Raw genomic sequence first — 23,463 nt, 5'->3', positions numbered from 1 at the left:
ATTACGGCCATTTCCGGTACTTTTCGGGCATCTTACCCCCGTCCGGCGCCAAATCCCCGCTTCAGGCGCATGACGTAGCCGATGACCTCGGCGACGGCGTGATAGTGCTCGGTCGGGATTTCCTGGTCGATGTCGACGGTAGCGTAGAGCGCGCGGGCCAGCGGCACGTTCTCCACGATCGGGATGTCGTGCTCGCGGGCGATCTCCCGGATCTTGAAGGCGAGGTTGTCGACGCCCTTGGCGACGCAGATCGGCGCGGTCATGCCGCGCTCGTAGGACAGCGCCACCGAATAGTGGGTCGGGTTGGTGATGATCACGGAGGCCTTGGGAACCGCCGCCATCATGCGCTTCTTGGCGCGCTGCTGCCGCAGCTGCCTGATCTTGCCCTTGATGTGCGGGTCGCCTTCGGACTGCTTGAACTCTTCCTTGATCTCCTGGAGCGACATCTTCTGCCGCTGGAACCAGCTGCGGTACTGGAAGAAGTAGTCGGCGATGGCGACGATCGCGAGTGCGGCGACCACCGCGCCGAGCAGATGGATCGTCATGCTGGTGCTGGCGCCGAGCATGGCGGCCGGATCGAGCCTGACCATCGCCTCCATGCGATGCCGCTCCGGCCACAGGATCATGGTCATGACCACGCCAAGCACCACCAGCTTGCCGATGCCTTTGAGAAAATTGGCCGCCGCCTGCTTACCGAAGATGCGCTTGAAGCCTGCCCCGGGCGAGATCTTGCTGAACTTGGGTGTCAGGGATTCGGTCGACCACACCAGGCGGTGCTGCAGCATGTTGCCGGCAATCGCGGCCAGCATCAGCATCAAGAGGGGCACACCGATCGCTGCAAGCACGGCGAATTCGATCTGCTGCATCAGCGCGAGCAGAGCCTTGCCGTCGGTCTTGATCATCCAGGAATTGGCGAGCAGGTTGCGCATCGGCGTCAGCAGCCCGCCGCCGACCGAGCCCGAGAAGGTCGAGACCACGAGCGTGCCGCCCGCCATCATGAACCAGGTGTTGATCTCCTGGCTCTTGGCGACGTCGCCGCGTTGAAGCGCATCGTCGAGGCGCTTTTGCGTCGGGTCTTCTGTTTGACTTTCGGGATCGTTGTCTTCCGCCATCGATCACCTACTTGAGCGGCATCATCTGGTGCATGACACCGATGAAGTAGTCGAGATAGGTGCCCATCATCGCGGTGAGCACCACGGCGAGCACCAGGAAGCCCGCGAAGATCGACAGCGGCACGCCGACGAAATAGACCTGCATCTGCGGCATCAGCCGCGCCAGCACGCCCAGCCCGATGTTGAAGACGAGGCCGAACACCAGGAACGGCCCGGAGAGCTGCAGGCCGAGGCGGAACGCGGCGGCGAAGGCGCGCGTTGCGAGCGAAGCGATGTCGCCGCTCGACACGGTCTCGCCCGGCGAGAAGATCGTGTAGCTGTCGTTCAGCGCCGCGATCACCAGATGGTGGCTGTCGGTGGCGAACAGCAGCGTCACGCCCAGCATGGTCAGGAAGTTGCCGACCAGCACGCCCTGCTGTCCCTGCGTCGGATCGACCGAGGTGACGAAGCCGAGCCCCATCTGCTGCGCGATCACGGATCCCGCGACCTGGAGCGCCGACAGCGTCACGCGCGCGGTCGCGCCCAAGACGATGCCGATCGCGATCTCATGCAGCATCAAGACCAGCAGCGGCGCCAGCGAGCCCATGTCGACCTGGTAGGCATTGCGATGCAGCGGCAGGATGATCAGCGTGAGCAGCAACGCGATCGACAGCTTGATCCGTGTCGGAATGTTGGTCTCGCCGAGCCCCGGCAGCAGCATCACCATCGCGCCGACCCGGGCGAAGGCGAGCATGAAGGAAGCGGCGAGCGCCGGCAGCAGCGAGACGTCGATGCGCATAGTTCACGCATTGTGCCTCAGCCGCCGATGATTCGCGACGAGATCCGCAGCATGTGGGCGTGGAGCGAGTCGGCCATGAATGGCAGCGCCAACAGCATCGTAGCGAAGATAGCCAGGATCTTCGGCACGTAGATCAGCGTCTGCTCCTGGATCTGCGTCAGGGCCTGGAACAGCGACACGATGACGCCGACCACGAGGCCGACCACCATCAGCGGCGACGACACGATCACGATGGTCCAGATCGCATCACGCGCGACGTCGAGGGTCTCGGGTCCGGTCATTTCAAACTTTCCTTGTTCATTTCCACCTTCCCACCGCTGCTCCGAGCGATGCGAAGACCCCCTCCCCCGTCATTGCGAGCGAAGCGAAGCAATCCAGGCTGCCGCCGCGGAGAGATTCTGGATTGCTTCGCTTCGCTCGCAATGACGATTGGGACGAGCGCCAGCGCAAAAAATCAGATCGGCATCTTCATGATGTCTTCATACGCCGCGATGACGCGGTCGCGGACCGAGACCAGCGTGGACACCGCGACGTCGGTGTCGGCGACCGCCGTGACCACGTCCATCACGTTGGCCTTGCCGGCGGCCATTGCCACCGTCTGCGCGTCGGACTTGCGGCCGGATTCCATGACGCTGCCGACTGCGTCCTTCAGCAGCGCGGCGAAGGATTGCCCGTTCGGTTCGCTGCCCTTGCCGGCGCCGCTGTTCTCCAGCACGCGGGCGAGATTGGCGTAGGCGTTGGCGGCGATTGTCGGTGATGCCATGGCTCAAATGTCCTGTTCAGCTCTTGAGGATGTCGAGCGTGCGCTGGATCATCCGGCGCGTCGCACTGATGATGTTGAGATTGGCCTCGTAGGACCGCTGCGCGTCGCGCATGTCGGTCATCTCGACCACCGAGTTCACGTTGGGATATTTGACGTTGCCGCTCGCATCCGCAGCCGGATTGTTCGGCTCGTATCTGACGCGGAAGGCGGACTGGTCGGGCTTGATCCTGCCGAGGGTGACGACCTGCGCGTCGAGCGTGCGGTCGAGCGCGGAGGAGAAGGTCGGCACCTTGCGCCGGTAGGGATCGCCGCCGGCGGTCTGCGCCGTCGAATCCGCATTCGCGATGTTCTCCGAGATCACCCGCATGCGCCCGGCCTGCGCGCGCAGGCCCGAGGTCGCGATCGCCATGGAGCGGGCGAAGTCGCTGCTGTCATTTGCCATGATCCGCCTCCTTTAGGCCTAACCCTTGCCGATCGCGGTCTTGAGCAGGCGCAGGCTCTTCGAATAGAGCGAGGTCGCCGCGGCGTAATCCATCTGGTTGCTGGCGGCTTTCATCATCTCCTCCTCCAGATTGACGGCATTGCCGGCAGGGCGGGTCTCGAAACCGGCATTCTTGTTCTGGTCGAAGGCGGAAGGCGCCCCCGACGGCGTCATGTGCGAGGCGCTGGTCCGGGTCATGGCCAAAGGCCCCATGGACCCCGTGACGGCGCCGGTCTTGTCGAGCTTCGGCTCGACCAGGTCGCGCGGCCGGAATTTTGGCGTGTCGGAGTTGGAGACGTTCTCGGACAGGACGCGCTGGCGCTCCTGGTGCCACTGCATCTTGGTGCGAAGCGCCGACAGCACCGGAAGGTCGTTGATGGACATCGTCGCGGCTCCCTCCGCCCCGGACGGACCCCAGGGACCGCCGCTAGGCAGAATTTGCCGCCTGTATGGTTAACAGCTGGTTAAGGACCGCTCGCAAAGCATGTCTCCCAGCCGAAGCTGATTCTCGCGCCGGCGCGATTCGCCGCCGCGAAAAGTGGCATTAACCCAACCGTTTGGCGGCGCGTGCACAGGGCAAGAAGTCGTTTTGGATCGGGCGATTCATGGGTTATTAAGAGTTGGGGACGGCAAAACTTGCCGTGGAACGTTAAGAAATCGCAGTTTTGGGGCATCGTCCGCCGGTGGTCGGCTCAACTGACCATGGGCACGAGAAAAGCGCCATTTGTCGGGGACAAGTATGCAAGGCAGCCCTATCACCTTCATCGTCGCGTTCATCGTCGTGCTGGCGTTGATCGGCGTCGCTGCGTGGCTGGTTCGCCGATTCGCCGGTAGCCGCATCGGCGCCAACACCCAGCGCGGCCGGATGCCCCGCCTCGCCGTGATCGACGCCGCCGCGGTCGACGGCCGGCGCCGGCTGGTGCTGGTCCGGCGCGACAATGTCGAGCATCTGCTGATGATCGGCGGCCCGACCGACATCGTCGTCGAGCCCAACATCGTTCGCGCCGCGCCCAGCCGCGACCAGATCCCGCAACGGCCGAATGCCGCCGAACCGCCGCGCCTTGCGCCGATGCCCGATGCCGGCGGCTGGGCCGACGACGCGCCGCGGCCCGAGCTGCTCGATCATCCCGAGCCGCAAATGCCCGAACCGCCGCCGCGGCCCGCGCGCCCCTCCTTCGCCGACGAAGTGCGCCGGCCTGCGCCTGCCCTGGCGGAACGCCGCAGCGAGCCGGCCCTGGGCGGCTTCACGCCGGAGCCGGTCGCGCCACGTCCCGAGCGCGAACCGCGGCCCGAGCCGCTGCCGCCGCGCATCGCCCGCGGCGAGCCGCCGCTGATGCCGCGTCCGCCGCGCGGCAGTGAGCCGATGAAGATGCCGCCGGTGCGGGCCGAGCGCGCCGCCGCACCACCGCCTCCTCCGCCCGTGCCGCAGGCTCCGCCCGTTCCGCCGCCGGCGCCTGCTGCCGCGCCATCGAGCGCCGAGCAGAATCTCGCCGAAATGGCGCAGCGCCTGGAGGCTGCCCTGCGCCGCCCGGCGGGGGAAACGGTCGCGCCCCCGGTTGCGCCCGAGCCGCCGCCCGCTCCGGCGCGCGCCGCTCGCAGCGAGCCGCCGGCGCCGCCCGCCCCGCCGGCGAAGCCGGCCGCGGAAAAGACCAGCTTTGAAAATCTCGAAGACGAGATGGCCTCCCTGCTCGGCCGTCCGAAGCCGTCTTCGTGAGGTTGCCGGCCCTCCCGCGTAGAGTTCTTTTCCTTTCTGTCCTGGTCGGCGCGGCTTCGCTCGCGAGCATCGCGCATGCCCAGGACATCAGCATCAATCTCGGCGGCGGCGCGGGCGGCGGCGGCGTCACCGAGCGCGCGATCCAGCTGATCGCGCTGCTCACGGTGCTCTCGATCGCGCCGTCGATCCTGATCATGATGACGTCGTTCACGCGCATCGTGGTGGTGCTGTCGCTGCTGCGCACCGCGATGGGCACCGCGACTGCCCCGCCGAACTCGGTGATCATCGCGCTCGCGATGTTCCTCACCTTCTTCGTGATGGGACCTGTCCTGCAGAAATCCTATGACGAGGGCATCCGCCCGCTCGTCGCCAACCAGATCGGCGTCGAGGATGCGCTCCAGCGCGCCTCCGTGCCCCTCCGCGGCTTCATGCAGAAGAACGTGCGCGAGAAGGACCTGAAACTGTTCCTGGATCTCTCCGGCGAGGCACCGCCCGCCACGCCGGACGATCTCGCACTGCGCATTCTCGTCCCCGCCTTCATGATCTCCGAGCTGAAGCGCGCCTTCGAGATCGGCTTCCTGTTGTTCCTGCCCTTCCTGATCATCGACCTCGTCGTCGCCTCGGTGCTGATGTCGATGGGCATGATGATGCTGCCGCCGGCGACGATCTCGCTGCCGTTCAAGCTGATCTTCTTCGTGCTGGTCGACGGCTGGTCGCTGGTGGCGGGGAGCTTGGTGCAGAGTTACGGGGGGTGAGGCGGCCTTCGGGCGATGCCTGCATCCCCTCCGCCCTCAGCGATCGCCTCCGCTCCCTCCCCGTCATTGCGAGGAGCCCTTGCGACGAAGCAATCCAGACTGCCTCAGCGGAACGACTCTGGATTGCTTCGCTACGCTCGCAATGACGAGATCGTGGAACCGTCGCGGGCCGCGCCTCGGGCGGTAGCGAGCTCTACCGCGTCATCTTGATCTGCCGGACAACCGGGATCGTAGGCAGCGAGCCGGTGTGGTCGCTCGTGTCCTTGGCCTGCGGAGCGCCGGGTGCGCGCGCCGTGGCGTCGGGGAAGCGCTGCTTCATCTCGCGCAGGAAACCGTCGAGCGTGTCGACGCTGGCGGCGAGCTTGGCGATCTCGGCGAATTCGGCGCTGGAGGCTGCGGCCGGCTTGCTCGCAATGTCGAAGGCGAGACGGTCGGCGCTCTCGCTCATCAGCGGGGCGTATTTCTCGCGGAAGCGCGACAGGCCGATCGAGTCGTCGGCGAGTGCATAGCCGACGGCGGCGCGGATGATGTCGCTCTTCTCGACCGCATTGAGCGGCTTGAAGTCGCGGAAGCGGTCACCGTAATAGAGCTCGATCTGCTCGGCGGACTCGCGCCAGCGCCGCGCCGCCCAGAAGATGTCGGAGCGCAGGCGCAGCACCTCCCGCCCGGCGACGTTGGAGACGATGTCGAGCGCGAGATCGTGACGGCCGACGTCGCTCTGCGCGCGCGCTTCCAGCAGCAGGCGCTGCTGCCGGAGCTCGCCGGAGAGATCGCTGATGCGGCTCGCGCGCAGCGCGGTGATCGCCATGTCGGGCTTGCGGTTGGCGAGATAGATCATGGCAAGGCGCGCGGCGACCTGGGCGCGCGCGGCGCCTTCGAGGCGATGATCGACCTGGTATTGCAGGAGCTCGGCGGCCTGGTCGAGCAGATCGATCGCGGCGAGACGGTCGGCGAGCCGGCGGATCAGCTCGTCGCCGCGGCGGCCGATCGGCGTCAGCTCGCGGAATTCGTAGAACATCCCGAGCGCCTCGACCGGCGGCAGCTCGTCGCCCTTCGGCCCGAGGAAGATCTGCGTGAACAGCTCGGAGGCAAGATCCTGCGCCTGACGCGAGGCTTCCGCGTTCGGCTGGAGCCTGGTCGCGGTGCGCGCGGCGGTGAGCGCATCGCGGTAGCGTCCGTTCTCGGCATAGAGGCGCGAGAGCATCTGCAGCGTCTTGACTTCGATCGCGTCGCCGCGCCAGGTCATCGACAGCGTCTCGAGCTCGCGCAGCGCCTCTTCCTTGCCGATCTCGTCGCGCTTCTGGCGCAGCGCGACCTCGAGCTGCTTGGCCTCGGCCGCAGCCGGACGGTCGTTCGAGGCGACCGCGAACTTGTAGTCGTCGAGCGCATCCTTGTCGTGGCCGAGCGCCTCGGCGAGCCGGCCGCGCAGCACGGCGAAGCCCGGCGCGGCCTCGGGCGGGACACCGACCACCTCGAGCTCGCTGCGGCGCTTGGAGGCGCCGGCATAGTCCTTCACCTCGAGGGATGCGCGCATCGCGTCCATCGTCACGATGCGCTGGATGTCGAGCGGCAGCGAGGCGATGGCGAATTCGACGTTCTTGAACTTCTCGCGCGCATCGGCCCATTTACCCTGGCGCGCAAAGGCGAGCGCCTTCCAGAGCTGGGAATCGTGGCTGTTGCCGATCGCAGGATTGGCGAGATCCTTCAGGCCCTGCGCCGTCCGGCCGATCAGGATGCTGGCGATCGCATGCATGATCAGCGCACCGCTCTCCTCCTTGTTGAGGGGATCGCTCAGCATCACGTCGGTCACGGCCTTGGCCTCGTGATACATCGCGCGCGACATGTAGAATTGCGCGAGGTCGAGCCGCGGCAGCGAACGCAGCCCCGGCTCGACCGCCGAGATCGCGGTCATCAGCTCGCTCTGGCGCGTCATGAAGTTTTCCGACTGGCCCTTGCGCCAGCCTTCGGGACTGAAGATCGGGCGCACCGCGGTCGGCGCCCGCTCGGCCGAGATGTCGACCGGCGACAGCGTCAAGCCACCCTTCTTGCCGAGTATCACCTTGTCGGCGCCGACCTCGACGCCGATCTCGTCGGAGTTCGGCCGGATCGCGATGCCGTGCGCGGATTCCAGCAGCGAGAGATCGACGAGGTCCTGCCGCTTGATGAAGCCGCGCACCGGCCGCTGCCCGGTGACGACATAGAGCGTGTCGCCGGCATCGGGATCGGTGAGCTTGTGCAGCTGGCCCGGATTGGCGAAGGGGATCGCAATGTTGGCCAGCGCGGGATCGGTGATGTTGCGCGACATCATCAGCGGCAGCGGCGTCGCCTGGATCTTGTCGGCGAGCGTCAACATCCAGTTGGTCTCCTTGCCGACCTCCTCACTCGTCAGCGAATAGACCAGCGGGCGGGTGAGACGGATGCGGACCGCCTGCCCCTTGTCGAGCGGGATGCGGCCGACCTCGCCGATCATCGCGCCGCCCTTGCTGCGGATCGCCTCGACATCGACGGGCTTCGGCGTATCGAACACCAGCCACACGGTGTCGCCGCGGCGGAACGCTGCCGCCGGCGTTGCGACCTGAAGCGGGAACGTCACGCGCAGGCCGTCGCTGTCGCGGCGTGCATCGACGCCGGCAATCGTTGGCGCGACCGGCGCCGGCGCGGCCTTGGCGACATCCGTGCCGGCATCCTTGGCGGCATCCTTGGCCGGTTCCTTCGCGATCTCCTTGGGCGCTTCGACAGGCGCAGCCGCCGGCGCTGGCGGAGCCGGCTTCGCAGCCTCCTTGGGCCCCTCGGGAGCCTGCGCCGCCTCGGCCGCGGGAGGGGCTGCCGGTTTCGGCGCATCGGCGGGCGGCAGCGCGGCGGGCGCTTCCACCTTCGCCTCGGGCTTGATGTCGATCTTGGCCTCGCGCGCGATCGTCTCGGAGGTCGGCGGCGCGATCTCTCGGTGGGCGTCCTTTTTCTCGGCGGCGGGCTTTTCCGGCGCGGGCGCAGGGCTAGCTGCCGGCCCGTGACCGGCCGGCTTCATCTGCGCGATCGTCGCCTCGGGCGTCGCAGCCGACTTGCTCTTGTCGGGCTGGAAGGAGACGTCGACGACATAGTTCTTCTCGTCGCGGAACGAATGCACGTCGGAATCGCCGATCAGCGCGATCTCGACATTGGTCTGGTCGATATCGGACTTCTGCTTGATCGAGGCGACGTTCGGCGGCGCGGCGACCACCGCGTCCGCCAGGTCGAAATTGAGATTGGCGTTGAAGACCAGCGTCAGCTTCTGCTCGTTGAGCACGGAGGAGACGCCGACCCCGTCGGGCATCTCGAACACGAAGCGCACGAAGGTCGGCTGCATCGAGGCACGGACGCGGATCTGCGGACGCTTCTTGGCCTCCGCAGCGGCGCGCTGGGCGCGCAGCGCACGCTCGGCCGCGCGTGCCCGCTCCGCGAGCTCCTTGACCACGTCCATAGGCAGGCTCGGCGGCGGCCCCTTCCAGCCCTCGGGCAGCAGGTCGACGAAGGTGCGCTCGCCGGCGTTCATGGTGTTGACGGTGACGTGCCGCGCCAGCGACAGGCGAATGGCGCCGCCGTCGGGATCGCGGCGGGCGGAGTTGACGTAATCGGGCGCGCCTTCCGGTACGCGGTCGACGGGAACATCGACGGGCCGGTCGAAGCGGATGATGAGGATGGAGCCTGCGGTCGTCACCTCGGAGGGAACGTCCTCGCCGAGCTTGATGACGAGACGGGCAAAGCCGCCACCGGCTGAAAACGTCGCCTCGCCCCTGATCGGATCGGCGGCCCGGACCGGCGCACCGATGCCAATCAGGAAACAGGCCGCCAGCAAAGACGCCCCGCCGACATGGCGCGACAAGCCTCGCGCCAAAGCGCGGGCTCGCGACACAAATCCAGCGGCAGCCTTTCGCGCCATTGGCGGTATTTCTTCCGGTTCGGCGGTCATGCCGGCATGGCGCCGGCGGTGCCGTCGACTGTAGGTCTCGCCAATTAAGGACTTGTTAATGCTATCTCTTGGTTTGCGCTGGGAACAGCACGCCGTGCCGGGTCGAGCGGGGCCCGATCCGCCAGTTGAATTTGAGACGCAGGCGGTTAAGCAGTTGTTAACGGCTGCACGACGGTGCCGTCGCGGCTGGTCAGTCCCTCGACGGCACCCCATAGCGGACAAAGTCTTCGGCGATTCCAGCCTCGATTCTCCTGGCCGCCGAGATATCGCTGTTGCCGCCATCGGTGTCGCCGAGCTTGAATCTGGCTACCCCGCGACCGTACAGCGCGCTCGCCAGCTTGGGCGCGTATCGCAGCGCCGAATTGTAATCGTCGACAGCCGCGGAGAGTTGTCCCATCTTCAGATTTATCAGGGCTCGCGAATCGTATGTCGCGGCGTTGCCCGCTCCCGATCGAAGCACCATCTCGCAATCCTCCATCGCAGCCTGCAGGGCGCCGAGGACGGCTCGGGCCCAACAGCGTCCGCTCCACGCCGCCTCCAGCTTCGGGTCAAGGCGAATTGCTTCGTCATAGTCCTGCGCCGCACGGTCGTACGCATTCCTCTTCAAGTACGTTGCCGCACGGTTGGCAAAAGCAGTGGCATAGTCGGGGTTGAGCTTCAGCGCCTCCTGAAAAGCGCCAAGAGCGAGGTCGTGCGAGCCCGTCCTCAGATAGGCCACGCCGAGGTTGTTGAAGGCTTTCGCATAATTGGGGTTGAGCCGGGTCGCTTCAAGGAAATCCTTGATCGCGCCGCCGTAGTCGGCTTTGGCGCTACGGGCATTGCCCCTGTTGTTGTGGGCGACGGCGAAGCCGTTTGCGCTCCCCTCGCCCGCATCGATAAACGCCGTGCAGGCATCGATCCGAGCTTCGGGCGAGAGGCGATCCGACCCGTTACACAGTTCGATGTTCTTGAGTGAGCTGCCCTTCTTCGGCGTCTGCGCCAAGCCCGACGAACCGGCCAGTCCAACGACGAGAATGAGCATCACTGCCCTGATGGCGCTGGGTCGTGCGGTCATTTTCACACCAGGCGTCAAATCCCCAGGCGAACGAAGCACTCATCTTGTCTCTCTGCCGAGCCGACTCTGGCCGGCATCAGGGCGGCTTCGGCCAAGCAACGTCTCAGCACCCCCGACAGATATTGAGCCTGCGATTGGCGCTTCGATCGGGCTCCGGCGCCGCGCCTGCGGGCGGCTTCTTCAGGCGCTTGCTTTTGCCCTCTTCGATCAGCGTCGAAAATTTGGCTGACCCGTCCTCCGAAAGCTCGATGTGCGGCGTCGTACCTCGGATTCCCAACGTGGCAACGGGCGTATCGACCTTCATGTCGCCGGTCTTCGCAACATTGCCCGCAACGAAAGTGAACGTTCCCTTGGCGAGACTGAACAGGGCCGCATTGGACCTGCCGGCCGGCTCATACACATACTGATCCAGCACAATACGGGCGTTGCTCGATAGATTGAACGAGCTGCCGTCGCTGAAGTTTATTCCGACTCGGCTGTCGGCCCCGGTCAGCACCACGTCACCGAGATAGACGAGATCACCCGTCTTGGCGCGACCGGGCTCACCTGAGACATTCGCCTGAACGATCACTGCGCCCGCGTGTACGATCGTGACAGTGCCTGTGGCCGCCACCACCTTGCCAATCGGTTTGGACGACGAACTGGCGACGGCGGGCCCGGCGGGATCGATTTGTGCTCGAGCCGCACTCGGCAAGAGATTTAACAGCGCCAAGACCAGGCCCGCCGCCATAGCAGTTATTTTAAGTCTACACATGATCCCCCCTTTCTCGAGAGATCCTGTCGCTGTCGGCGGCTCATTTTCGAACCGCGAAGCGCAATCACAACGAACATAATTCTTGTTTAATTTGGTTAACCGGCCTACTTTATCGCCGCGCTAGGAAAATGCCACAAATTAAATACGTCTCGTTTGTCAATTTAATCACTTTGGCGGGAGGGGTGCGCGAATGGCGGTACGCGTCACCGTCGCCGCGCAATGCATCTCTCGATAGCAGACTTGATGATTTCGGCGGGCAAGCCTTCGGCTGCCAGCGCCCAGGATATTTGTCCCTTGGCGAGGGCCGCCCCAAAAAGACCGTGGCAGCACGCCGAGCCTGAATCGATCACCCAGGCGAGGTCGAGCCATGTCAGCATCCGACATCCAGGTTGGTACCGGGCCTGCAATGGCCTTGCCCGTCCAAATCATCGGCCATATTCAGACAGTGATCGGTTGCGGTACGCTCACGCGAGCCAGTGGCATCACCACGCAGGCCGTAGCTGGCGCGCCTGTCTACCGGACTGACGTGATCGAGACCGATGCCGACGGACAGATCACAGTTCGCTTCATCGACGGTACTTCCTTCAATATCTCCCGCGGCACTCGCGTCTCGCTGAGCGAATTCGTGTTCGAAGGCGAGCTACCTGCAGCCCTGTTCGACGAGACCCGAGGGAGCTTCACTTCCGCACCAGGCCGGGTGGCAGAGACCCGGCCTCTCCAGCTGAACACGTCGGTTGCAGGCATTCGCGCCCGAGGGCACGCGGGCGGCTCGGGAATGCTGACGCTTGCAGCATTGACTTTCTCGCTCGGACGAAATGCCGAAGCCGCTGACCCGGACGTCACGCTCCTGGACGAGGACTCCATCACTTACAAGGACCTTGCGCATGGCGCATTCGAGCTCGTGACCAAGGAGCCGATCCCACGGCGTATCATCGTCGAAGATCCGGGCGAGACGATCATACTCAAGAAGGTGGGCTCCAGCATCAGTGTCAATCAGGTCACGAACACGTCCGCTCGCATGGACGAATTGCACGCCGCGCAACAGGACGTGCTCGCCAATCTCGGAGGACAGGGGCCGCATGGCTCAAGCACGCCTCCCTTCGTCAAATCCCAGTCACTGCAGCCGATCAATTTCATTCAGCCGGATGCGCCTGCGCTGCAGCTTACGCCGAGTACGCTGCCGTTCATCACCCTGGCGCCTCTTGAACCTGTACCACCGAGTCTCAGCACCGGGGCTGGGCCAATTGAGCTCGACACGGTGGTCTTCGATACTTTCGCTGCGACGACAGGAACCTTCAGTGCCAACAGCGGCACCGGCGGCGGCCAGCTGAGCTTTGGCGTCGTCGGGGCGATTTCCACCAATACGGTCCTCGGCGGAGTGACATACGATTTGTCGAAGGCGAGCCCCTATGGGGTGCTCTACGTCAACAGCACGAGCGGCGCCTACAGGTTCGAGCCTGACGATGCCGCAATCAACGCGCTGAAGGCGCCCACGACAGACGACTTCGTTATCACCGCCTCCAACGGAGTTACCTCTATCAGCCAGACCTTCACCATCGCCATCAACGGTGTCAACGACGCCGCAATCATCTCCGGCACCACGACAGGGTCTACGATCGAGGCTGGCGGCATCGCCAACGGAACGCCTGGCATGCCGGTTGCGACCGGCACCCTCACGGACACGGACGTCGACGATCCGCCCAATACCTTCACCGCAGTGAGCTCCCCAAAAGCGAGCGCCGGTGGCTACGGCACCTTCACCATGACGGCCTCCGGCGTGTGGACCTACACCTTGGACGACGCCACCCCGGCTGTGCAGAGGCTCAATGCCGGCGAAACGCTAACCGACAGCTTCACGGTGACCACGATCGGAGGCACCCCTCAGGTGGTGACGATCACCATCCACGGAGCCAATGATGCAGCGGTCATCTCCGGCGACACGACCGGCGCCGTCATCGAGGCTGGCGGCATCGCCAATGCGAATCCCGGTACGCCTGCCGCAACCGGCACGCTCATCGACACCGACGTCGACACGACCGCAAATGCATTCACGGCAGTCGGCTCGCCAACCGCGAGCGCGGCCGGCTACGGCACGTTCACCATCACGGCAGCGGGCGTCTGGACCTACACGCTCGACAACGCCAACAGCGCGGTGCAGGCGCTCAATGCCGGTGAGACACTGACCGACAGCTTTACGGTGACCACTCTGGACGGAACCGCCCAAGTGGTGACGATTGCCATCCACGGCAGCAACGATGCTGCCGTGATTTCCGGCACAGCCGCCGGATCGGTGACCGAGGCCGGAGGCGTTGCCAACTCCACACCCGGCGCGCCGAGCGCAACGGGCACGCTCGTGGCCGCCGATGTCGACAATGCGTCCAATACCTTCACGGCAGTGAGCTCGCCCAAGGCGAGCACGGGCGGTTATGGTGCCTATACGATCACCGCGGCCGGCGCGTGGACCTACACACTCGACAATGCGAGCGGCGCGGTGCAGGCGCTCAATGTCGGCGATACACTCACCGACAGTTTCACCGTCACCAGCCTCGACGGCACGCCGCAGACGGTGACGATCACCATTTTCGGCAGCAACGACGCAGCCCTGATTTCCGGCACCACGACCGGCTCGGTGACCGAGGCAGGAACCTTCGCGCCCGGCGCACCCATTGCGACCGGCACGCTGACCGATACAGACGTCGACAACGCGCCGAATACGTTCACCGCAGTCTCTTCGCCGACCGCGAGCGACGACGGATACGGCACCTTCACGATGACCGCAGCCGGCGTGTGGACTTACTCGCTCGACAACAACAACGGCGTGGTTCAGGCTCTCGATGTCGGCGACACCTTGACCGACACATTCACGGTCACTGCGATCGACGGTACGACGCAGACGGTGACCGTCGCCATTCATGGCGCCAGCGATGCGGACCCCAACGATTTCGACAACCTGGCCACCGGCTCCATCGTGATAAGCGATCCCCCGAACGTGTTCGGAACGCCGGGGAGCGAAACCATTGCCGGCGGCGGCAGCACAGGTCAGGTCATCTATGCGGGGGCCGGCAGCGATACCGTCAACGGGACCGGCAAAGCTGACGTTCTCTACAGCGGCTCCGGCAATGACACGATCAAGGGCAATGACGGCGATGACTTTATCTACGGCGGCTCGGGAAACGACACGATCAACGGCAACAACGGCGCCGATACCATAACCGGCGGATTTGGTGCGGACCAACTCACCGGCAGCAATGGGAACGACCGTTTCGCATATTTGTTCGTCGCCGATTCCAACACCCGTCAGTTCGACACCATCACCGACTTCGCGTCGGGATCGGACAAGATCGACCTGACCGCCTTTGGCGCGCTTGGGTTTGCCATCCTGGCGTTGAGCTCGACCAGCACGGCGGTGCCCGCACGTACGATCGCCTGGATCTATGACAGCGCGGCGAATGAAACCATCGTGTACGTCAATCCAACGGACCAGACCCTGCACATCGGCGATTCCAGTCTGCTCGAAATCCATTTGCAGGGGATTGCAACCGTCGACGCCTCGGACTTCATCCTGGCGCCGGGGGCCGCACCCGTGATCGCGGCGGCCAGCGAGCTCTCCGACCTCACCGCACCCCTGCAGGGTGATGCGGCGGCGGTCATGACGACCACTGCCGAGATCTCGTCCGATTCCGGAAGCGGCGACGCCACGCTTCTCGCAGACGGGAGCCCGGCAATCCAGTCAAGCGAGCCGACCTACAGCCTGGATTCAACTTCGGACCAGATCGGAGGAACTGACTATTCCAGCATCTCCAGTTCGGATCCGATGCAAACGGCCGCGACTGAAACGTCCCCCATTGATGCGGTAGCTCCTTCCGCCAGCGGACCGTCTACGACGTTGCAGTCCGTCGCCGCACCGACGGAAGCCAGCTTCGTCTTCCACTTCACGGGCTTCGACACAGCCTCGGCGGCTGGCAAGAATGGCGCGATTGGGGGTGGCCAGATGGCTGACATTGCCATCGACGCGCTGAACTTTGGTCATCTTGCCGCCGAACAGCACGCCGGCCGCGGGCTTGCGCTCGGGAGCGATGCTGGACATCACGGCGTCTCTCCCCCGGGAAGCGCCGAGCAGGCAGCTCATGCCCACGGTCGTAGCAGCAATGAAACTGCAGACATGGCGCTCAACCCAGGCCTTTCGAAGTCATCGACCGGAGGCAACGGCCACCCGCCTGCAAGCGAGACGCAGCAGCTCGGCGACTCATTCCATTTCAAGGATAACGGTTCGCAGGGCTCACAGCACAGCGTGGTGCCGGATCATCTCATAGACCTTGCCGGTCATCACGACCAGGCCGGAGGAGGCCCCGGGTCCGAACTGGCGTTCACGCCTGAACTATCTCCACCCGATGTTGATCCTCCTCATGGGCCAGTTGCAGCTCACGGCCACGGCTTGCACGATCTGATCGTGTGACGCCGCCGGGCCAATGGCGTCTTCAGTGCTGGTTCCCGGCGCCATCGGGCGCCGAGGCGCTCTCTTCGCCGAGAGAAGATTCATCGTCGCTGCCGTCCTCGCCATCGGGCGGCGCCGCATGCTGATGGCTCAGTGCGGATGTCCATGCGGATGTCATCGCCGCTGTGAGCAGGCGGTTGACGGCCTCGATGACGCGCTCTGCTGCGGACGAGTAGTTCATCGCCTCCTCCTGCGCTGCCGACTGCGAATGGCCGAAGCGTAGGACGGCGCCTTGAGCGCCACTGTACGCCACTTCACACCTGCGCGCGTCAACTCATCGCAGTCCCAGAGGATGCCGCCTGCTCCGGCTGCATCCGGCACGGGATTCTGATTTCCACCTTGTCGAGTTGCCGAGCGTGCGCACTCACAACCTTCGGCTCGTTGCGGTTGGCGCGCGACTCTGAATCAGATGTGACTCTCGGCGATGCAAATCGCATTGGTTAGCTCTGGGGGTAATCAATGAGCGGAGAAGCCGGTTGCATTGTGTGTAGCAGGGCAAGAGCGGTCGTCGCGATCGTCCCGATCGCCAGAGGATATGCCCTGAAGACATATGAGTGCGCCTGTTGCCACAGCACCCTGCAGCTCGTGACCCGCGTCTCGAAGGGGGCGCTGATCAAGCAGCAGGTCAATATCCTCGCTCGGGTGGAGCAGCAGTTGCGCCCGCCTGCTCGCAGGGTGCAACAGGCCTTCGCGAATTAAGCGCGCGAGGCGTCTCGCTGGGCTCCAGTCCAACGACCGCGCGACAACGCGCGAATCGAAAGCGCGCTTCGCCTCGAGCCCTCAGTTCGGCTTTTGCGTCGGCTTGCCGTCGATCTTGGGCAATTCGCCCGCCGAGGCGGACTGGTCGCCGCCGCCGTTGGCGCGGCGGGCCATCTCGACGGTCAGGCGCTCGGCGGCCTCGGACGACATCAGCCCCAGGATGTCCGACATCTTGCGCGGCGCGATGGCCGAGGCGATCTCGATCAGCACGCCCATTTCGAGCCGGTCGAACACCCGCGCGGCATCCTTCGGCTTCATGCCCTCATACATGGTCACGAGGCCCTTCATGCGCTGGGCTTCGGCGGCCTTCTGCTCGGCCTGCGTCGCGGAGATGCGGGTTTCCACCGCCTTCATCTCCTCGACCTTGCCCTCGATGCGCTTCTCGGCCGACTTGAGCAGGCTTTCGCGGATATCGATCTCGCGCTGGCGGGCCTCGATCTCCTGCCGCCGCGCCTGCAACCGTTCCAGGATCGCACGCTCGGAGGCCGAGACCTGCGGCTGGCCCTCCTCAACCTTGACCACGGTGCCCTCGGGCTTGGTCTCGGGCGCGGCGGGCTTCGGCGCCTCCTTCGGCGCGCCATGGGTCGAGCCGGTGATGATTTCCGGCTCCTCGCGGCCGGGGAAATTCAGGTTCTCCTGCGCCCAGGATTTCTTGGTCTGGTTCGGCTTGTAGTCGAAGACATAGCCGCCGTTGATCGCGAGGCCCACCACCTTCAGCGTGGCGAGGCCTGCGACGGCGACGAGGACGACCGGAATGACGCGGATGTTACGAAAGGACTTCATACCCAGGCTTCATGCGGCAAGGCCGTTGGATCGTCGGCGCTCGGAGAAGGCTTCGGCGGCGGCCGCCACCGCCTTCGCGGTCGACGGCTTGGCCGCGGGCGCGGCGACCGTCTCCGGATTGGTGACGGGACGCGCCGCGATCGCGATCTTGGACAGGCGCCGCACCACGTTGTCGGCCTCGCCGAGCTGCTTGTAGAGCTGGTCCGACATCTGCGTCGCGGCGGCGAGCTGGCTGCCGAGGTTCTCGTTGACGTCGCGCACGGCGAGCTTCAGCCCGCCGATCGCGCGCTCGGCGATCTCGGTCGCGGTGATCAGCTCGCCGATGACGGCCTTCAGCGAATGCTCGTCCGCCTTCAGCCGCGTCAGGCGCTTGTTGAGCATGACGCAGTAGACGATCGTCAGCATCAGCAGGATAGCCACCAGCGTCTCGATCGCCATTCCCAGGGAGTGGTTCATGGGGCCTCCATCATCTTGTTCTGCTCGTCAACCTTCTCGAACATCGCAAGTGTCGTACTTGGCTTGCGCAAGGGTTTCGTCACACGGATCGCGACACGGTCGCCGACCCGGCCCATCCGCCCCTCGGTCAGCGTGACGTCGCCGCAGCGCACGGTGACGTTGGCGTCGGCGCGCATGTCCAGCGGCAGCGTGTCGCCGACCTTGAGCCGCATGAGCTGCTTGAGCGGAATGTCGGCCTCGTAGAGCACGGCGTCGACCGCGATCTCGGCCTGCACGATCTCGGTGGCGAAATGGCCCTCCCAGACCGGGTCGCGGCCGAACTTTTCGCCCATGAACATCTGGAGCAGGACGCCCCGGATCGGCTCGATGGTCGCGTAGGGCAGCAGCAGCTCGACGTTGCCGCCGCGGTCTTCCATGTCGATGCGCAGGCGCACCAGGATCGCGGCGTTGGCGGGACGGCTGATCGCGGCGAAACGCGGATTGGTCTCGAGCCGATCGATCGTGAAGGTCACCGGCGACAGCGGCCGGAACGCCTGCTCGGCGTCGGCCAGCACCACCTCGACCAGCCGCTTGACCAGCTCGGTCTCGATCGTGGTGTAGGGCCGGCCCTCGATGCGCAGCTGGCTGGTGCCGCGTCGGCCACCGAGCAGCACGTCGATCATCGAATAGATCAGGTTGGAATCGACCGTCGCCATGCCGAAGTTCTCCCACTCCTCGGCCTTGAACACGGTGAGGACGGCGGGCAGCGGGATCGAGTTCATGTAGTCGCCGAAGCGCACCGAGGTGATGCGGTCGAGCGAGACTTCGACGTTGTCGGAGGTGAAATTGCGCAAGGACGTCGTCATCAACCGCACCAGGCGGTCGAAGACGATTTCGAGCATCGGCAGGCGCTCGTAAGAGACCATCGCCGAATCGATGATCGCGCGAATGCCGGAATGGTCGTCGAGCGTGACGTCGCCGACGGTGAAGCCGAGGAGATTGTCGATCTCCTCCTGCGACAGCACACGCTCGCCGGAATTCTTGCCGCTGCCGAGATCGCGGCTGCCGTCCTCGACCATGGCCGCCCATTGCAGGGCCATAGTCTCGGACAATTCGTTCTCGGCGGCAGCCTTTGCCGCCTCGGCGGGATCCTCGCTATCGAGCGAGGCCTCCCACTGGGCGGCAATTGCATCCTGGTCGACTTGGTCGTTGCCCGCCATGATCCCTAGTCCGTCATGCTCACTGGACCACGACTTCCTTGAACAGCACCGCGCTGACCTGGACCGGGGCGACCGCCGCGTTGACGCGCTTGGTCAGCTCCTCCTTGAGGCGGAAGATGCCGGCCGAACCGTTGAGGTCGGACGGGCGCAGCTCGCGCACATAGGTCTGGAAGATGTCGGTGACACGCGGCATCGTCGGCTTGATCGCCTCGATCTGCTTCTCTTCCTTCAGCTCCAGCACGATCTTCAGCCGCAGATATTGCACGCGCTCGCCCGGCGCGCCGGCAAGGTTGACCATCATGTCGGGGACGTCGACGAAGGCCGGCGGCTTCGGCGGCGGCGCGGCCTCGGCATGATGCTCGTCGCCGCCATGACGGAAGAAGAAGAACCAGGTCGCAGCGCCGCCGCCGAGGACGGCGAGCGCGCCGACGACCATGATGATGAGCTTGAGCTTGTTCTTCGGCGGGGCGGCTTCCGCGCCATCAGCGGCTGCGCCGCCTTCGTCATTCTCTGCCATGGTCGCCGCGCCCGTTCATCTCTCAAAGGGGTCGAAAGAGCGAAGCCTCCTGGCAGACAATGACGCGATACGAATGCCCCAGCGCAATGCGCTCCTCTGATGCGCAAACGCTACGGTAATAATGGTTAACGGAATCTTTCGATTGGGCCTTTGCTAGGAAAAATCTGCCGGGCAAACATGGCTAACAGAACCTTTCTGCCGCCCGTTCGCGCCCCTCAAAAATCAGCAAGATATTGAGAACACTTATCTTTTTTGGTTGGCACGGCTTTCGCTGAGGAAGGGCCGAGACCACACGGTTTGGGAGAACCGACGGTCTCGGTCACGGGGTCCGCCAAGGCGCTTGGGAGAGCGAAATGGCAGATCCGCTCAGGGGAGATTTCCGATGCAGAACGCGCTTCTGATCGGCTTGTCACGGCAGATGACGTTGGAGCGGCAGATGGATGTCATCGCCAACAACGTCGCCAATGCCAACACCAACGGCTTCAAGGCCGACCATTCGCTGTTCGAGGAGTATCTGAACTCGAACGCGCGTGAGGACAATTTCATCGGTCGCGACCGCCGGGTCTCCTATGTCCAGGACCGCGGCACCTTCCGCGACATCGGCCAGGGGCCGATGGAGGCCACCAACAATCCGCTCGACGTCGCGATCAACGGCGGCGCCTATTTCGCGGTGCAGGCCAATGGCGGCGAGCTCTATACCCGCGACGGCAAGTTCTCGCTCAACAGCACCGGCCAGCTCGTCACCGCCGACGGCAATCTCGTGCTCGGCAATGCCGGCCCGATCACCTTCCAGCCGACCGACCACGACATCAACGTCGCGCCCGACGGCACCGTCACGGTGCTCGAGGGTACGGCCAAGACCGACTCGATCCGCGGCAAGATCCGCATGGTGTCGTTCGACGATCCGGCCAGGCTGACCAAGCTCGGCGCCAATCTCTATGCCGCCGGCTCGGCAAACCAGCAGGCCGACGCCAAGTCCACCCTGCAGCAGGGTTACATCGAGAAGTCGAACGTGAACGCGGTCGGCGAGATGACCCGCATGGTCGAGGTGATGCGCAGCTACACCGCGATCGCCAACCTGCTGCAGCAGCAGAGCGACCTCCACAAATCGGCGATCGACAAGCTCGCCGACGTTCCGGCCTGATTGAAGGAGAACTGAGATGCAGGCGCTTCACACCGCAGCGACCGGAATGGCGGCACAGGAACTCAACGTTCAGGTGATCTCCAACAACATCGCCAACCTCCGCACCACCGGCTTCAAGAAGCAGACGGCGGCATTCCAGGACCTGATCTACGAGCACGTCCGCCGCGTCGGCGCCCAATCGTCGGACCAAGGCACCATCCTGCCGGTCGGCGTCGACATCGGCGGCGGCGTCAAGACCGTCGGCACCCCGCGCAGCATGACGCAGGGAACGCTGTCGCAGACCGGCAACGACCTCGATCTCGCCGTCTCCGGCGAGGGCTTCTTCAAGATCCTGATGCCCGACGGCACCTTCCAGTACACCCGCGACGGCACCTTCCAGATGGACAATCAGGGCCGCGTCGTGACCGCGCAGGGCAACCCGGTGCAGCCCACCATCACCATCCCGAACAATGCCTCGGGCATCAGCGTGAGCGAGCAGGGCCAGGTCTCGGTGACGCTGCCGGGTTCGTCGACCTCCTCGATCGTCGGCCAGATCGGCATCACGCGCTTCATCAACAAGGCGGGCCTGCAGCCGGTCGGCAACAACCAGTTCACCGAGACGCCCTCGTCCGGCGCGCCGCAGGACGGCACCGCGAACTCCGAGGGCTACGGCAAGATCACCCAAGGCAGCCTCGAGCAGGCCAACGTCGACGTCGTCTCGGAGATGAGCGACCTGATCGCCGCCCAGCGCGCTTACGAGATGAATGCCAAGGTGATCAGCGCCGCCGACCAGATGATGCAATCGACCACGGCGCTGTTCCGCTGAGGTGATGACGATGATCCGCGCCACGCTCGCCACGATCTCCACCCTTCTCGCGCTGGCCTTGCCGGCAGCGGCCGCCGACGATTTCATCGCCGCGCCGACGCTGCGCGCAAGCGTCACGGTGACCTCGGACGTGGTGCGGGTCGGCGATCTCATCGACAACGCCGGATCCGCCGCGCTGATCCCGGTCTACCGCTCGCCCGATCTCGGCACCACCGGCACGCTGACGGTCGGCCAGGTGCTGTCGGTGCTGCGCGCCAAGCAGGTGATCGGCGTCATGACCGGCGACATCAAGGAGGTCCAGGTCACCCGCCTCGCCCGCACCCTCGCGAGCAAGGATATCGAAAACGCGGTCGCCGCGGCGCTCGAGCGCCGCTTCGGCCTCGGAGACGCCGCCAACCTCACCATCACGTTCGACCGCAGCGTCGCCGAGATGCGGCTGGACGCCTCCAACAGCGGCGCGCTGCAGCCGGTCGCAACCCGTTATGATGCCCGCAGCGGCCGTTTCGACATCGCCTTCGAGATCGCCAACGACGGCAATGCCGCGCCGACCAAGCTGCGCTTCACGGGCATCGCGATCGAGACGGTGGAGGTGGCCGTGCTGACCCGCGACATCGACCGCGCCGAGCTCCTGAAATCCTCCGACCTGTCGTTGGAGCGCCGGCCGAAGGCCGAGGTCGCCGGCGAGCCCGCCTCGCGCGACCGCAGCATCGGCATGCAGCTGCGCCGAGGAATGCGCGCGGGTACGCCGATCCGCGCCGCCGACCTCGTCAGACCCGACTTCGTGGTGCGCGATCAGGCCGTCACCATCATCTACCAGGTGCCCGGCCTCTATCTCACCACGCGCGGCAAGGCGATCGAGAGCGGCGCCGAGGGCGACACCGTCAGCGTGCTCAATCTGCAGTCCAAGCGCACGCTGACCGGCGTCGTCACCGGCCGCGGCCAGGTGACCGTCCAGGGCGCCAGCCAGTCGGCGCCGATGGCGCCGGCGGTCGAGCAGACCTCGTCGGTCAAGCGCGACAACGTGCCGGCGGCCGCTGCCCTGGCGCAGAGCCTGATCCAGACGCCCACCGCCGAGATCGCCCAAGCCCAGATTCCGCAAGTTCGCCTCTCGCAAGCTCCAGCCAAGTCAGAGTAGATTCATGTCCACGTTCAGTTCGGCCTCCCGCCTTCGTCGCATCGCGATCTCCGCCCTGCTGCTGGCGACTTGCGCATTGGCGAGCGGCTGCTCCTCGATCGACCGCCTGTCGCAGATCGGCGAGCAGCCGAAGCTGTCGGCCATCGACAATCCGACCACGCAGCCCGGCTACAAGCCGGTGCAGATGCCGATGCCAAAGCCCGAGGTGGCCTCCTACAATCCGAACTCGCTGTGGCGCAACGGCAGCCGCGCCTTCTTCAAGGACCAGCGCGCCCGCCAGGTCGGCGACCTCCTCACCGTGACCGTGAACATCACCGACAAGGCCAACATCGAGAACGACACCTCGCGCAGCCGCACCAACAAGGAAGATTCGGGAATCACCAACTTCATTGGCGCCCAGACGATCACCCAGGCCAACAAGATCCTGCCGGGCCGCGTCCTGACCGCGGACTCGACCTCGTCGAGCGAGGGCAAGGGCAGCGTCGACCGCAAGGAAGCCCTGCAGACCAACGTCGCCGCAGTGGTCACCCAGGTGCTGCCGAACGGCAATTTGGTCGTCGAAGGCAAGCAGGAGATCCGCGTCAACTTCGAAATTCGCGAGCTGATCGTCGCCGGCATCGTGCGTCCTGAGGACATCCAGAGCGACAACACCATCGACTCCACCAAGATCGCCCAGGCCCGCATTGCCTATGGCGGCCGCGGCCAGATCACCGACGTGCAGCAGCCGCGCTACGGTCAGCAGGTCATGGACGTGCTGCTGCCCTTCTAAGCCCCTTCAAGAGCTCCCACATCGTGCTCGCGGACCTAGGCGCG

Annotated in this window: 22 protein-coding genes; 7 read left to right on the top strand and 15 right to left on the bottom strand. The window is 65.2% G+C overall.

All coding sequences use genetic code 11. The features are described from left to right. Positions 1-32: 32 nt before the first annotated feature. The 6 genes from flhB to flgB all read right to left on the bottom strand — a co-directional run bounded on the left by flhB (position 33) and on the right by flgB (position 3,518). The gene (gene flhB, locus ACNJYD_RS13755) at positions 33-1,112 is read right to left on the bottom strand and encodes a flagellar biosynthesis protein FlhB (protein WP_212257969.1); all 1,080 of its coding nucleotides are present in this window, start codon (positions 1,110-1,112) and stop codon (positions 33-35) included. A gap of 7 nt (positions 1,113-1,119) precedes the next feature. Next, positions 1,120-1,890: a flagellar biosynthetic protein FliR gene (fliR, locus tag ACNJYD_RS13750; protein WP_172782889.1), complete on the bottom strand. Its 771-nt coding sequence runs from the start codon at positions 1,888-1,890 to the stop codon at positions 1,120-1,122. A 17-nt stretch (positions 1,891-1,907) separates the two neighbouring features. Next, complete coding sequence (fliQ, locus tag ACNJYD_RS13745) at positions 1,908-2,171, bottom strand: flagellar biosynthesis protein FliQ (RefSeq protein WP_011088555.1); 264 nt, start codon at positions 2,169-2,171, stop codon at positions 1,908-1,910. 173 nt (positions 2,172-2,344) lie between these two features. Then, entirely contained in the window at positions 2,345-2,653 is a 309-nt protein-coding gene (gene fliE / locus ACNJYD_RS13740; protein ID WP_172782888.1) for a flagellar hook-basal body complex protein FliE, read from the bottom strand. 16 nt (positions 2,654-2,669) lie between these two features. After that, on the bottom strand, positions 2,670-3,095 hold the full coding sequence (gene flgC, locus ACNJYD_RS13735) for a flagellar basal body rod protein FlgC (protein ID WP_036013073.1): 426 nt from the start codon (positions 3,093-3,095) through the stop codon (positions 2,670-2,672). An 18-nt stretch (positions 3,096-3,113) separates the two neighbouring features. Then, complete coding sequence (gene flgB / locus ACNJYD_RS13730) at positions 3,114-3,518, bottom strand: flagellar basal body rod protein FlgB (protein ID WP_172782887.1); 405 nt, start codon at positions 3,516-3,518, stop codon at positions 3,114-3,116. Between the two features lie 355 nt (positions 3,519-3,873). On the opposite strand from flgB, the gene ACNJYD_RS13725 reads away from it, so the two are divergent. After that, positions 3,874-4,848 (top strand): flagellar biosynthetic protein FliO, encoded by a 975-nt coding sequence (locus ACNJYD_RS13725; RefSeq protein ID WP_439366644.1) that lies wholly within the window; start codon positions 3,874-3,876, stop codon positions 4,846-4,848. Next, positions 4,845-5,603 (top strand): flagellar type III secretion system pore protein FliP, encoded by a 759-nt coding sequence (gene fliP / locus ACNJYD_RS13720; protein ID WP_439366643.1) that lies wholly within the window; start codon positions 4,845-4,847, stop codon positions 5,601-5,603. The genes ACNJYD_RS13725 and fliP overlap by 4 nt, the downstream gene beginning before the upstream one ends. A 193-nt stretch (positions 5,604-5,796) precedes the next feature. On the opposite strand, the gene ACNJYD_RS13715 is transcribed toward fliP, so the two are convergent. From ACNJYD_RS13715 to ACNJYD_RS13700, 4 genes are all read right to left on the bottom strand, one after another. Then, positions 5,797-9,519 (bottom strand): tetratricopeptide repeat protein, encoded by a 3,723-nt coding sequence (locus ACNJYD_RS13715; protein ID WP_439366642.1) that lies wholly within the window; start codon positions 9,517-9,519, stop codon positions 5,797-5,799. A 220-nt stretch (positions 9,520-9,739) separates the two neighbouring features. After that, complete coding sequence (locus tag ACNJYD_RS13710) at positions 9,740-10,603, bottom strand: tetratricopeptide repeat protein (protein ID WP_246571509.1); 864 nt, start codon at positions 10,601-10,603, stop codon at positions 9,740-9,742. A gap of 103 nt (positions 10,604-10,706) precedes the next feature. After that, positions 10,707-11,333: a FecR family protein gene (locus ACNJYD_RS13705; RefSeq protein WP_246571506.1), complete on the bottom strand. Its 627-nt coding sequence runs from the start codon at positions 11,331-11,333 to the stop codon at positions 10,707-10,709. Positions 11,334-11,560: 227 nt separating this feature from the next. After that, positions 11,561-11,734, bottom strand: coding sequence for a hypothetical protein (locus ACNJYD_RS13700; protein WP_172782881.1), 174 nt, complete (start codon positions 11,732-11,734; stop codon positions 11,561-11,563). Between ACNJYD_RS13700 and ACNJYD_RS13695 the strand changes: the two genes are divergently transcribed. Continuing rightward, positions 11,725-15,813 carry a VCBS domain-containing protein gene (locus tag ACNJYD_RS13695; protein WP_246571503.1) on the top strand — a complete coding sequence of 1,363 codons (4,089 nt, stop codon included), beginning with the start codon at positions 11,725-11,727 and terminating at the stop codon, positions 15,811-15,813. The two genes, ACNJYD_RS13700 and ACNJYD_RS13695, sit on opposite strands and share 10 nt — an antisense overlap. Positions 15,814-15,835: 22 nt before the next feature. Here ACNJYD_RS13695 and ACNJYD_RS13690 read toward each other — a convergent pair whose 3' ends face one another. From ACNJYD_RS13690 to fliL, 5 genes are all read right to left on the bottom strand, one after another. Continuing rightward, positions 15,836-16,033, bottom strand: a complete 198-nt coding sequence (locus ACNJYD_RS13690) for a hypothetical protein (RefSeq protein WP_212257961.1) — start codon at positions 16,031-16,033, stop codon at positions 15,836-15,838. Between the two features lie 599 nt (positions 16,034-16,632). Continuing rightward, entirely contained in the window at positions 16,633-17,394 is a 762-nt protein-coding gene (locus ACNJYD_RS13685; RefSeq protein ID WP_172782879.1) for a MotE family protein, read from the bottom strand. Positions 17,395-17,403: 9 nt separating this feature from the next. Continuing rightward, positions 17,404-17,850, bottom strand: a complete 447-nt coding sequence (locus ACNJYD_RS13680; protein WP_172782878.1) for a DUF6468 domain-containing protein — start codon at positions 17,848-17,850, stop codon at positions 17,404-17,406. Beyond that, positions 17,847-19,049 carry a flagellar motor switch protein FliM gene (gene fliM, locus ACNJYD_RS13675; RefSeq protein ID WP_172782877.1) on the bottom strand — a complete coding sequence of 401 codons (1,203 nt, stop codon included), beginning with the start codon at positions 19,047-19,049 and terminating at the stop codon, positions 17,847-17,849. The genes ACNJYD_RS13680 and fliM overlap by 4 nt, the downstream gene beginning before the upstream one ends. Positions 19,050-19,068: 19 nt before the next feature. Then, the gene (fliL, locus tag ACNJYD_RS13670) at positions 19,069-19,566 is read right to left on the bottom strand and encodes a flagellar basal body-associated protein FliL (protein WP_172782876.1); all 498 of its coding nucleotides are present in this window, start codon (positions 19,564-19,566) and stop codon (positions 19,069-19,071) included. A gap of 382 nt (positions 19,567-19,948) precedes the next feature. Between fliL and flgF the strand changes: the two genes are divergently transcribed. The 4 genes from flgF to flgH are packed head-to-tail and all read left to right on the top strand — an operon-like array spanning position 19,949 to position 23,419. After that, positions 19,949-20,710 (top strand): flagellar basal-body rod protein FlgF, encoded by a 762-nt coding sequence (gene flgF / locus ACNJYD_RS13665; RefSeq protein WP_172782875.1) that lies wholly within the window; start codon positions 19,949-19,951, stop codon positions 20,708-20,710. 16 nt (positions 20,711-20,726) lie between these two features. Further along, entirely contained in the window at positions 20,727-21,515 is a 789-nt protein-coding gene (flgG, locus tag ACNJYD_RS13660) for a flagellar basal-body rod protein FlgG (protein WP_172782874.1), read from the top strand. A gap of 10 nt (positions 21,516-21,525) precedes the next feature. Further along, positions 21,526-22,650 (top strand): flagellar basal body P-ring formation chaperone FlgA, encoded by a 1,125-nt coding sequence (flgA, locus tag ACNJYD_RS13655; protein ID WP_439366641.1) that lies wholly within the window; start codon positions 21,526-21,528, stop codon positions 22,648-22,650. A gap of 4 nt (positions 22,651-22,654) precedes the next feature. After that, positions 22,655-23,419 (top strand): flagellar basal body L-ring protein FlgH, encoded by a 765-nt coding sequence (gene flgH / locus ACNJYD_RS13650; protein ID WP_172782872.1) that lies wholly within the window; start codon positions 22,655-22,657, stop codon positions 23,417-23,419. The last annotated feature ends 44 nt before the right edge of the window (positions 23,420-23,463 follow it).

This window comes from Bradyrhizobium sp. SPXBL-02 (assembly GCF_051853065.1).
In the GTDB taxonomy this organism is placed as follows: Bacteria; Pseudomonadota; Alphaproteobacteria; order Rhizobiales; family Xanthobacteraceae; genus Bradyrhizobium.
Note: the sequence above shows the minus strand (reverse complement) of the source record. Positions and strands in the feature narration are given on the sequence as shown.